Genomic DNA, 11125 nt, shown 5'->3' with positions numbered 1-11125 from the left:
CGCCCCGGGTCATCGGCGGCCACACCCCCGCCTGCACCGAGGCCGCCGCCGCCTTCTACGGTCGCCTGGCAGGCGGCGAACGGACCGGCCGGACGGGCACCACCCCGAAGATCGTCCGCGCCCGCGGAACCCGGGAGGCGGAGACCGTCACGATCCTGGAAACCAACCTGCGGCAGGTCAACACGGCCCTGGTCAACGAACTGGCGATGGTCTGCCACGACCTCGGCGTGGACGTGTGGGACGTGCTGCGGTGCGCGGAGACCCATCCCTCCGGCCTGCCCGCCCACCGTCCCGGGCCCGGCCCCGGCGGTCCGTGGCCGGCCATCGACCCCGGCCGGCTGCCCGGGGTCCGCCGGGGCCCGGGCGGGCTCCCGCGCATGGTGGAATCGGCGCGCTCCGTCAACGAACGGATGCCGGCCTACGTCACCGACCGGGTGGGCGCCCTGCTCAACGATCACGGCAAGTCGGTGCGCGACGCCCGGATCCTGCTGCTGGGCGTCACCCACCGCGCCGACACGGCCGACCGCACCGGCTCCCCCGCCGACGAGATCGCCCGCCGCCTGCTGGAGGGCGGGGCCCGCCTGAGCTACCACGACCCCCATGTACCGAGGTGGGCGCCCGGCGGCAGGGGGGTGCCGCGCGCGGACTCCCCCCACGAGGCCGCCGCGTCCGCCGACCTGACCCTGCTGCTCCAGGCCCACTCGGTCTACGACCTCCAGGGATTGGCCGCCAAGTCCCCCCTCCTGCTGGACACCCGGGGCGTCACCCCCGCCGGGGCGACCCACCGGCTGTGAGGCCCCCCGTACCGCCGGGACCGGCGCGCGAGGGAGGTGCTCCGGGGCACCGACACGGGACCCGACGGCCCGCGGCCCCGGCGGGAACGCCGGGGCCGCGGGCCGTCGTCGGGGCGCGGACCGGGGCACCGGCCCGGATCCCGGGGTCAGCGCGAGCGCGCCACCATCACCTCGACCCGCTGGAACTCCTTCAACTCGGAGTAGCCGGTGGTGGCCATGGCCCGACGCAGCGCGCCGAAGAAGTTCATCGAACCGTCCGGGACCCGGGAGGGGCCGAGCAGGATCTCCTCGGTCGTGCCCACCGTGCCCAGGTGCACCTTCTTGCCGCGCGGGAGCTCCTCGTGCGCCGCCTCCATGCCCCAGTGGTGGCCGCGGCCGGGCGCGTCGCTGGCCCGGGCCAGCGGCGAGCCCATCATCACCGCGTCGGCGCCGCAGGCGATGGCCTTGGGCAGGTCGCCCGACCAGCCCACACCGCCGTCCGCGATCACGTGCACGTACCGGCCGCCGGACTCGTCGAGGTAGTCCCGCCGGGCGGCGGCCACGTCCGCCACCGCCGTGGCCATCGGCACCTGGATGCCCAACACGTTGCGGGTGGTGTGCGCGGCGCCGCCGCCGAAGCCCACCAGCACACCGGCCGCGCCGGTGCGCATCAGGTGCAGGGCGGCGGTGTAGGTGGCGCAGCCGCCCACGATGACCGGCACGTCCAGCTCGTAGATGAACTGCTTGAGGTTGAGCGGCTCGGCGGCCGAGGAGACGTGCTCGGCGGAGACCGTGGTGCCCCGGATCACGAACAGGTCCACGCCGGCGTCCACCACGGCCTTGGAGAACTGCGCGGTGTTCTGCGGGGAGAGCGCGGCGGCGGTGACCACACCGGCCTCCCGCACCTCGCGGATGCGACGACCGATCAGGTCCTCGCGGATGGGCGCGGCGTAGATCTCCTGGAGGCGGCGGTTGGCACCCGCCCCGTCCAGCTCGGCGATCTCGGCGAGCAGCGGCTCGGGGTCCTCGTGCCGGGTCCACAACCCTTCGAGGTTGAGGACGCCCAGGCCGCCCATCTCGCCGATCCGGATGGCGGTGGCCGGGGAGACCACGGAGTCCATCGGCGCGGCCAGGAAGGGCAGCTCGAAACGGTAGGCGTCGATCTGCCAGGCGATCGAGACCTCCTTGGGGTCGCGGGTGCGGCGGCTGGGCACCACGGCGATGTCGTCGAAGGCGAACGCCCGCCGGCCGCGCTTGCCCCGACCGATCTCGATCTCAGTCACGTGTTCGAACCCTTCCTGCTGTGCCCCGGCGCGCGCGGGTGCGCGCCGCCGTCCTCGTTCGCCCCGGCCGACGCCTCGCCGTCGGGCCCCGGGCGGATCCCAGTATTCCCGGCCGGGCCCCGGGGGCACACGTCCGTCCCGGGCCCGGCACGCCGCACGTCCCCACCACCGCCGGACACGACGGGGCCCGCGCGGTCGGACCGGCGGGTGCCGGCCGGCCGCGCGGGCCCGTGGCCGCTCAGCGGCTGACGTAGTTCGGCGCCTCGGTGGTCATCTGGATGTCGTGCGGGTGGCTCTCCTTGAGCCCCGCCGCGGTGATCCGCACGAATCGGCCCTCGCTCTGCAGCTCCGGCACGGTGCGGCAGCCGAGGTAGTACATGGACTGGTTCAGGCCGCCCACGAGCTGCTGCACCACCGAGGCCAGCGGGCCCCGGTAGGGCACCTGGCCCTCGACGCCCTCGGGCACCAGCTTCTCGTCGTCGGTGACGCCCTCCTGGAAGTACCGGTCCTTGGAGAAGGACCGGGTCTCGCCCCGGCTGCGCATGGCGCCGAGCGAGCCCATGCCCCGGTAGGACTTGAACTGCTTGCCGTTGATGAAGCGCAGCTCGCCCGGCGACTCCTCGCAGCCCGCCAGCAGGCTGCCGAGCATCACGGTGTCGGCGCCGGCGACCAGGGCCTTGGCGATGTCGCCGCTGTACTGCAGGCCGCCGTCGCCGATCACCGGCACGCCGGCGGCCCGGGCGGCGAGCGCCGCGTCGTGGATGGCGGTGATCTGCGGCACGCCCACGCCCGCGACCACCCGGGTGGTGCAGATGGAGCCCGGCCCCACGCCCACCTTGACGGCGTCGGCGCCGGCGTCCACCAGGGCCTGCGCGCCGTCGCGGGTCGCGACGTTGCCCGCCACGACGTCCACGCCCGGGTGGTTGGACTTGATCTTGGCGGTCATGCCCGGGACGAGCTTGGAGTGGCCGTGCGCGGTGTCCACCACGATGAAGTCCACGCCCGCCTCGATCAGCGCCTCGGCGCGCTCGTAGGCGTCACCGGCCACGCCGACCGCCGCGCCCACGATCAGCCGGCCCTCGGCGTCCTTGGCGGCGCGCGGGTACTTCTCGGCCTTCACGAAGTCCTTGACCGTGATCAGGCCGCGCAGCATCCCGGCGTCGTCCACCAGGGGCAGCTTCTCGATCTTGTGCCGGCGCAGCAGCTCCATGGCCTCGGGGCCGGAGATCCCGACCTTCCCGGTGACCAGCGGCATCGGCGTCATGACCTCGCGGACCTGCCGGCTCTGGTCGGTCTCGAAGGCCATGTCGCGGTTGGTGACGATGCCCAGCAGTTTGCCCGCCGCGTCGGTGACCGGGACGCCGCTGATCCGGTACCGGCCGCAGATCTCGTCGGCCTCGCGCAGGGTGGCGTCCGGGCGGATGGTGATCGGGTCGGTCACCATGCCGGACTCGGAGCGCTTGACCTCGTCGACCTTCGCTGCCTGGTCCTCGATGGAGAGGTTGCGGTGCAGCACGCCGGCGCCGCCCTGCCGGGCCATCGCGATGGCCATGCGGGCCTCGGTCACCCGGTCCATGGCCGCGGAGAGCAGCGGGATGTTGACCCGCACGTTGCGCGAGAGCCGGGAGGAGGTGTCGATGTCCTCCGGCGTCATGTCCGCGGCGCCGGGCAGCAGCAGGACGTCGTCGAACGTCAGCCCCAGGGGGGCGAACTTCGCGGGAACCTCCGGCACCCCGTGGGTTGCTCCGTCGGTGTTACTGGTCATGACACCCTTCCACAGCTCTTGCCCGACCCGGACCACCATGCTAGTGCCTGGGACCGGCCCACCGGGCCGGCGGCGGGACGGGCGGCCCCGGGCTCATCGATCGGCGAGGGCCCGCAACCGGCTGAGCGCGCGGTGCTGGGCCACCCGGACGGCCCCCGGCGACATCCCCAGCCGGCGCCCGGTCTCCTCGGCGGTCAGGCCGACCGCGACCCGGAGCACCACCAGGCGCCGGAGGTGGTCGGGGAGTTCGTCCAGCAGGTTCTTGGCCCACTCGGCGTCGCTGCTGAGCAGGGCCCGCTCCTCGGGACCGAGCGAGTCGTCCGGCCGCTCGGGCATCTCGTCGGAGGGGACGGCGGTACTGCCGGGCCGGCGCAGGGCGGCGCGCTGGAGGTCGGCCACCTTGTGCTGGGCGATGGCCACGACGAACGCCTCGAAGGGGCGACCGGTGTCCCGGTAGCGGGGCAGCGCGCAGAGCACCGCCAGGCAGACCTCCTGCGCGAGGTCGTCCACCAGGTGACGGGCGTCGCCGGGCAGCCGGTTCAACCGGGTGCGGCAGTAGCGCAGCGCCAGGGGGTGAACCAGGGCGAGGAGGTCGTGGGTGGCGCGGGGATCCCCCTGCGCCGCAAGCCGGACGAGGGCGCCGATCGCCGAGCTCTCGTCTTCGCGCATCCCCCCATGGTGCACCCCCGTTCCGGTGTTCGAGTCACTCCGGGTGGGGTTGTGCACCGAGTTGTTACCGCTCCGGTTCCCCGTCTCCACCGGCTCGCGACCATCCGCGCCGTCCCCCGAACGGGGGGGGTCGGCGACGGGATCCCCGCCGGATCCGGCGTCCCCGGATCCCGTCGAGGTGTCCGACACACCGTCCACCGACGCCCCGGGGCGTCGGTGGATGGTGTGCTTCGCGCGGGTATCGACCGTCATGTCCCGGGCCCTCCCCTCACGCCTGGCCGTCTCGTCACCGGGAAGCGTCATGCCTCCAGCATGCGGCACGCCGGGACGTTTCGGCCCCGGGCGGGTCCGGCATCGGGCCCGCCGACCGCCCGGGGCCACCGGCTCAGCGCACCAGGCCCCAGCGGAAGCCCAGCGCGACGGCGTGCGCCCGGTCCGAGGCTCCCAGCTTCTTGAACAGCCTCCGGGCGTGGGTCTTGACGGTGTCCTCGGAGAGGAACAGCTCGCGGCCGATCTCGGCATTGGAGCGGCCGTGGCTCATGCCCTCGAGCACCTGGATCTCGCGGGCCGTGAGGGTGGGGGCGGCCCCCATGTCCGAGGAACGCAGCCGGCGCGGGGCCAGCCGCCAGGTGGGATCGGCCAGCGCCTGGGTGACCGTGGCCCGCAACTCGGCCCGGGAGGCGTCCTTGTGCAGGTAGCCGCGGGCCCCGGCGGCGACCGCGAGGGCCACGCCGTCCAGGTCCTCGGCCACGGTCAGCATGATGATGCGCGCGCCGGGATCCGCCGAGAGCAGGCGGCGAACGGTCTCCACACCCCCCAGGCCCGGCATCCGGACATCCATCAGGATGAGGTCGGAGCGGTCGGCGCTCCACCGGCGGAGGACCTCCTCGCCGTTGGCCGCGGTGGTCACCCGCTCCACACCGGGCACGGTGGCCACCGCGCGGCGGAGCGCTTCTCTGGCCAGTGGGGAGTCGTCACAGACGAGGACGGAAGTCATGGCCGCCCTCCGCAGCTGATGCGCATCACCTTGGAACCTCCAGGCTGTCGTGCAGTCTCACCGTGCGGATGGGGTCGGGTCCGCGAACCCGAAGCCTGTGCCACCCGCCTCGCTCTCTCAACGACGGTCACCCGAAAGAGTTACGGGCTTCTCACGGGGTGTTCATCGGCCGGATGGGTGCCGCCCATGGGGGCGACCCCTGCCGGGGTCGGACCGGGAGGCGCGCCGGTCCGGCGCGGTCGGCCCCGCCGCGGCCCGGGCCGCGGCACCCGGAATCCGGGCGTCCGAAGGGTCAAGAAGTCGAAAAGGTTGGGACGGTTGGGGTCGCGGCGGTGTCGGGCCCGGCCGACCGGGCAGGCGCGATGACGGAAGCGCCCGACCACCGCTTCCCCACCGGAGTCCCCGCCGCATGATCACCACCCTACGTGACGTGACGGTGACGCGACAGGGTGATGACCACAGACACGCCGAACATTCGTTTTTGCACCATTTGGACACGCTTGCCATGGCTGATGCTTATATGTCTATATTCAGCTGGTAGTCATATTTACATTCGCCTTCTTGTGGAAGGCGCACCATATCGACCAATCCACCGAGCGACTGATTGACCGATCAACCGATCGACTCATCGGGCCCCCGGGCCATCGGTCCACCGACCACACGTCGAACCCGTCACCACCCGCCTCGGCCCCGCACCGGACCGATGACGGACCGGAACCATCACAGCGGCACACTGCACGTACTCGAGGGGATACTCATGGCAGACTTCTCCCGCCTTCCGGGCCCCAACGCGGATCTCTGGGACTGGCAGCTGCTGGCCGCCTGTCGCGGTGTGGACAGCTCCCTCTTCTTCCACCCGGAGGGGGAGCGCGGCGCCGCCCGCACCGCCCGTGAGGCCTCCGCCAAGGAGGTCTGCATGCGCTGCCCGGTCCGCGCCGAGTGCGCGGCCCACGCGTTGACCGTCCGCGAGCCCTACGGGGTCTGGGGCGGTCTGACCGAGGACGAGCGCGAGGAACTGCTGGGGCGTGCCCGGCGCAACCTGGTGCGCGCCGGGGGCACCGGTCACCGGCCCCACTGACCCACCGGCCGATCCGTTCCACCGGCCCGACCCGACCGACCGGGCCGACCGCGCCGGACCGCGGGTCCGCGCGGCGGGCTCCCGTGTGTCGCGTGCCCTGTCGGCACCGGCGGGCGCGGGCGCGCGCCGGTGCGCGCGACGGCGGGACACCGGAGGAGCACGGCGCACCCGGGCCGTCACCGGAAGCATCGTCGCGCTCCCACCTGCCGCCGGCGGGGGGACAGGCACTACCTTCCTTGCATGACGACTGCACTGATCACCGGCGCCACCGCCGGCATCGGCGCCGCGTTCGCCCGCAGACTGGCGCGCGACGGCCACAACCTCGTCCTGGTCGCCCGCGACACCGAACGACTCGAGCGGCAGGCCGCCGAGTTGCACGACCACCACGGGGTGGAGGCCGCCGTGCTCACCGCCGACCTGGCGACCGAGGAGGGCATCGGGGCCTGCGAGGAACGCCTGGCCGATCGCCGCCACCCGGTGGAGCTGCTGGTCAACAACGCCGGCTTCGGCCTCAAGGGGAGCTTTCCCGACGTGCCGGTCGCCGACGAGCTGCGGATGCTGCGCGTGCACTGCGAGGCGGTGCTGCGGCTGACCACCGCCGGGGTGGGCCCGATGCGGGCGCGCGGGCGCGGCGGTGTCGTCAACGTCGCCTCCGTGGCGGCCTTCGTGCCGCGCGGCACCTACGGGGCGTCCAAGGCATGGGTGGTGCAGTTCTCCCAGGGCGCGGCCCGGGATTTGGCCGGCAGCGGGGTGCGGATCATGGCGCTGTGCCCCGGCTTCGTGCGCACCGAGTTCCACGAGCGGGCCGGAATGGGCACCTCGGACATCCCCGGTTGGATGTGGCTGGACGCCGACCGCGTGGTGGACGCCGGTCTGCGCGACCTGGCCCGCGGCAAGTCGCTGTCGGTGCCCGACACCCGCTACAAGGCGCTGCTCGGCGCGACGAAGCTGGTACCGCGCGGCGCGCTGGGGGGCATCTCCTCCCGGGCCGGACGGAAGTACGGACCGAAGCGGAACACCTGAGTCCCACGGGAGTCCCACGGGCGCCGCGACGACGGCGAACGACCGGGGCCCCCGGCACCGACCGGAAGGGGTCGGTGCCGGGGGCCCCGGCGGATGCCGCGCGGGGGTCGGTCGGGCCGGCCCCGGGCGGAACCCCGGGGACCGGCGCCGGAACCGTGCCCCGGCGGCGTCGGATCAGTGCGCGTGCCCGTGACCGTGGCCGTGACCGGCGGTCTCCGGCTCCTCCTCCTTCTTCTCCACCACCAGGGTCTCGGTGGTGAGCAGCAGGGAGGCGATGGAGGCGGCGTTCTCCAGGGCGGAGCGGGTGACCTTCACCGGGTCGATGACGCCGGCCTTCACCAGGTCGCCGTACTCGCCGGTGGCGGCGTTGAAGCCCTGACCCTTGTCCAGGTCGGCCACCTTGGAGGTGATGACGTAGCCCTCCATGCCGGCGTTCTCGGCGATCCAGCGCAGCGGCTCGACGGCGGCACGGCGGACCACGGCGACACCGGTGGCCTCGTCGCCGGTGCGGCCCAGGCCGTCGGCGAGCACCTTGGAGGCGTGCACCAGGGCGGAGCCACCGCCGGAGACGATGCCCTCCTCGACCGCGGCGCGGGTGGCGGAGATGGCGTCCTCGAGGCGGTGCTTCTTCTCCTTGAGCTCCACCTCGGTGGCGGCGCCGACACGGATGACGCACACGCCGCCGGCCAGCTTGGCCAGGCGCTCCTGGAGCTTCTCGCGGTCCCAGTCCGAGTCGGTGGTCTCGATCTCGGCCTTGATCTGGGCGACGCGGCCCTGCACGTCCTCGGCGGAACCGGCACCGTCGACGAGGGTGGTGTCGTCCTTGGTGACGGTCACGCGGCGGGCGGAGCCCAGCACGTCCAGACCGGCCTGGTCGAGCTTGAGGCCGACCTCCTCGGAGATGACGGTGGCGCCGGTCAGGGTGGCCATGTCGGCGAGCATCGCCTTGCGGCGGTCACCGAAGCCGGGGGCCTTGACGGCGACGGAGTTGAAGGTGCCGCGGATCTTGTTGACCACCAGGGTGGACAGGGCCTCGCCCTCGACGTCCTCGGCGATGATCAGCAGCGGGCGGGAGCCGCCGGACTGCATGATCTTCTCCAGCAGCGGCAGCAGGTCGGCGATGGCGCCGATCTTGCCCTGGTGGATGAGGATGTAGGGGTCGTCGAGGACGGCCTCCATGCGCTCCTGGTCGGTGACCATGTAGGGCGACAGGTAGCCCTTGTCGAAGGCCATGCCCTCGGTGAAGTCCAGCTCCAGACCGAAGGTCTGGGACTCCTCGACGGTGATGACGCCGTCCTTGCCGACCTTGTCCATGGCCTCGGCGATCAGCTCGCCGACCTGGGCGTCCTGGGCGGACAGCGCGGCGACGGCGGCGATGTCCTCCTTGGAGTCGATCGGCCGGGCACCGGCGATCAGCTCGTCGGAGACGGCCTTGACGGCGGCGTCGATGCCCTTCTTCAGGGCGGCGGGGGAGGCCCCGGCGGCGACGTTGCGCAGGCCCTCGCGGACCAGGGCCTGGGCCAGCACGGTGGCGGTGGTGGTGCCGTCACCCGCGATGTCGTTGGTCTTGGTCGCCACCTCCTTGACCAGCTGCGCGCCGAGGTTCTCGTACGCGTCCTCGACCTCGACCTCACGGGCGATGGTCACGCCGTCGTTGGTGATGGTGGGGGCGCCGAACTTCTTGTCGATGACCACGTTGCGGCCCTTGGGGCCGATGGTCACCTTCACCGCGTCGGCGAGCTTGTCGACACCGCGCTCGAGGGCGCGCCGGGCGTCCTCGTCGAACTTCAGAGTTTTCGCCATGGGGTGGATGTCCCTTGTCGTTGCGTGACTGCTGACGGCGGACCGACCGATGGTGAGGGGGGCCGGGCCGGGCGCCCGTGGTGTTCCGGGGCCGGTCCGGTCCCGCGTCCCCGCCCGGCCGGCGACGGGGGACGCGCGGGCCCGGCGCCGGGCGGTGAACCGCTCGGCGCCGGGCCCGGGGCGTCGGGGCCGGACGTCACCGCCCGGCCGTCGCGCCCCGCTGGGCGTGGTCGCGTCGCGACCCGGCCCTTACTTCTCGATGATCGCGAGCACGTCGCGGGCCGAGAGGACGAGGTACTCCTCGCCGTTGTACTTCACCTCGGTACCGCCGTACTTGCTGTAGAGCACGATGTCGCCGACCTTGACGTCGAGCGGCAGGCGCTGGCCGTCCTCGAACCGGCCCGGGCCCACGGCGAGGACGGTGCCCTCCTGGGGCTTCTCCTTCGCGGTGTCCGGAATGACCAGGCCGGAAGCCGTGGTCTGCTCGGCGTCGAGCGGCTGGACCACGATGCGGTCCTCGAGCGGCTTGATGGCAACCTTGGAGCTGGCGGTCGTCACGATCCGACCTCCCCCTTCGGAGATCTCACGGGGTCAATGTCTGTGAACGGCACGACCTGTGGATCCGTCGTCGCGGGTGCCGGATCCGCCTGTCGCGCGATGCCGGCACTCTCGGTGGGAGAGTGCCGGCACCGAGCCTAGAACGCGGTTAGCACTCAGTCAACCAGAGTGCCAGCGCGCGCCGTGGCCGGCTGATTCACGACGGGTCGGAAAGGGCCCCGGGTGACCCCGGACATCCCCCGGAGGGCCGGGGAGAACGCCGAACGAGGGGCCGCCGGGGCCCCGACGAGGGGACGGGCGTCCCGACTTCCGGCTCAGATGTAGTCCTCCAATCGGGCCAGTGCGAACCCCTGTTCGGTCGCGGTTTCGAGAACCAGCCGGATCATGTCGGGCATGGTGCCCTTCCACTCGTTGGGCCCCCGGAAGTGGGTGAGGATGATGTCCCCGGGGTGGAACTTCCGGTCCCCGCGCCCCCACTCCATGCGATCCGCGAACGCCTCCTCCGCCCACAGCGGCACCAGCTCCACGCCGCACTCGGCCGCGACCTCCAGCGTGGTGCGGTCGTAGGCCCCGTAGGGCGGGCGGAACATGGTCGGCCGCTCCCCGATCTCCTTCTCCAGCACGTCCTGCTGACGGCAGATCTCCCGCTTCTGCTCGGCCCGGCTCAACTTCGGCATCTCGCGGTGGTTGATCGAGTGGTTGTGGATGCCGTTGCCGTCGGCGTGCATCCGGCGGAAGTAGTCGTAGTCGTTCCGGGCCACGTGGTCGGAGAGGAAGCTGCTGTAGGGGATGTCCAACTCCCGCATCATCTCCAGCAGTTTCGGGTCCTTCTCCGCGCCGTCGTCGATGGTCAGGAAGACCACCCGGTCCTCGGTGGGGATCCGGGTGATCACCGGCGGGAGGCCCTCGCCGGAGATGTGTCCGGGCTCGGTGACGAGGGTGGGACGTTCCTTCGGCGGGGCGGGCGGGCGCAGCGGCGGCCTGCTCAGGCGCCAGGTGCGGGCGGCGGCGATCCGGCTTTGCTCCAGCCGCTCCAGGCGTTCGGCGTGCGCGAGCATGGCGTCCCCGGCGAGCCGCAGCGCGGCGGGACCCGGGGCACCGGCCCACGGGCCCCCGCGCAGGGCCTCCGGCGCGTGGGCGGCGGCCAGGCCGTCCCCTCCGCCCTCGCCCCCCGCC

The 11125-nt window shown here is 72.9% G+C and carries 10 protein-coding genes; 3 read left to right on the top strand and 7 right to left on the bottom strand.

Translation table 11 applies throughout. The features are described 5' to 3' along the window. Positions 1-794 (top strand): UDP binding domain-containing protein (locus tag FOE67_RS06555; RefSeq protein ID WP_323384364.1); only part of this gene is annotated, 794 nt, incomplete at its 5' end. Positions 795-940: 146 nt separating this feature from the next. On the opposite strand, the gene FOE67_RS06550 is transcribed toward FOE67_RS06555, so the two are convergent. The 4 genes from FOE67_RS06550 to FOE67_RS06535 form a co-directional block, all read right to left on the bottom strand. Further along, positions 941-2056, bottom strand: a complete 1116-nt coding sequence (locus FOE67_RS06550) for a GuaB3 family IMP dehydrogenase-related protein (RefSeq protein ID WP_182661399.1) — start codon at positions 2054-2056, stop codon at positions 941-943. A 238-nt stretch (positions 2057-2294) separates the two neighbouring features. After that, a complete protein-coding gene (guaB, locus tag FOE67_RS06545; protein WP_182661397.1) occupies positions 2295-3821 on the bottom strand; it encodes an IMP dehydrogenase in 1527 nt (508 codons plus the stop codon). A gap of 93 nt (positions 3822-3914) precedes the next feature. Beyond that, positions 3915-4490 carry an RNA polymerase sigma factor ShbA gene (shbA, locus tag FOE67_RS06540; RefSeq protein ID WP_182661396.1) on the bottom strand — a complete coding sequence of 192 codons (576 nt, stop codon included), beginning with the start codon at positions 4488-4490 and terminating at the stop codon, positions 3915-3917. 385 nt (positions 4491-4875) lie between these two features. Continuing rightward, complete coding sequence (locus tag FOE67_RS06535) at positions 4876-5487, bottom strand: response regulator transcription factor (protein WP_143617800.1); 612 nt, start codon at positions 5485-5487, stop codon at positions 4876-4878. A gap of 757 nt (positions 5488-6244) precedes the next feature. Between FOE67_RS06535 and FOE67_RS06530 the strand changes: the two genes are divergently transcribed. After that, positions 6245-6565, top strand: a complete 321-nt coding sequence (locus tag FOE67_RS06530; protein ID WP_182661394.1) for a WhiB family transcriptional regulator — start codon at positions 6245-6247, stop codon at positions 6563-6565. Between the two features lie 240 nt (positions 6566-6805). Next, on the top strand, positions 6806-7588 hold the full coding sequence (locus FOE67_RS06525) for an SDR family NAD(P)-dependent oxidoreductase (RefSeq protein ID WP_182661392.1): 783 nt from the start codon (positions 6806-6808) through the stop codon (positions 7586-7588). A 174-nt stretch (positions 7589-7762) separates the two neighbouring features. Here FOE67_RS06525 and groL read toward each other — a convergent pair whose 3' ends face one another. From groL to FOE67_RS06510, 3 genes are all read right to left on the bottom strand, one after another. Beyond that, positions 7763-9391 carry a chaperonin GroEL gene (gene groL / locus FOE67_RS06520; protein ID WP_182661390.1) on the bottom strand — a complete coding sequence of 543 codons (1629 nt, stop codon included), beginning with the start codon at positions 9389-9391 and terminating at the stop codon, positions 7763-7765. A 249-nt stretch (positions 9392-9640) separates the two neighbouring features. Continuing rightward, positions 9641-9949 (bottom strand): co-chaperone GroES, encoded by a 309-nt coding sequence (gene groES, locus FOE67_RS06515; RefSeq protein ID WP_143617807.1) that lies wholly within the window; start codon positions 9947-9949, stop codon positions 9641-9643. A 314-nt stretch (positions 9950-10263) separates the two neighbouring features. Then, positions 10264-11125: polysaccharide deacetylase family protein (locus FOE67_RS06510; protein WP_182661388.1), on the bottom strand; the 862-nt coding region annotated here is incomplete at its 5' end.

The sequence above is a fragment of the Streptomyces calidiresistens genome (genome assembly GCF_014141525.1).
GTDB classification, from domain to species: domain Bacteria; phylum Actinomycetota; class Actinomycetes; order Streptomycetales; family Streptomycetaceae; genus Streptomyces; species Streptomyces calidiresistens.
Note: the sequence above shows the minus strand (reverse complement) of the source record. Positions and strands in the feature narration are given on the sequence as shown.

Bases quoted from the DNA above. Each gene is read 5' to 3' on its own strand.
- FOE67_RS06525 (WP_182661392.1), top strand. From the start codon at position 6,806: ATGACGACTGCACTGATCACCGGCGCCACCGCCGGCATCGGCGCCGCG.
- groL (WP_182661390.1), bottom strand. From the start codon at position 9,391: ATGGCGAAAACTCTGAAGTTCGACGAGGACGCCCGGCGCGCCCTCGAG.
- FOE67_RS06530 (WP_182661394.1), top strand. From the start codon at position 6,245: ATGGCAGACTTCTCCCGCCTTCCGGGCCCCAACGCGGATCTCTGGGAC.
- guaB (WP_182661397.1), bottom strand. From the start codon at position 3,821: ATGACCAGTAACACCGACGGAGCAACCCACGGGGTGCCGGAGGTTCCC.
- FOE67_RS06535 (WP_143617800.1), bottom strand. From the start codon at position 5,487: ATGACTTCCGTCCTCGTCTGTGACGACTCCCCACTGGCCAGAGAAGCG.
- shbA (WP_182661396.1), bottom strand. From the start codon at position 4,490: ATGCGCGAAGACGAGAGCTCGGCGATCGGCGCCCTCGTCCGGCTTGCG.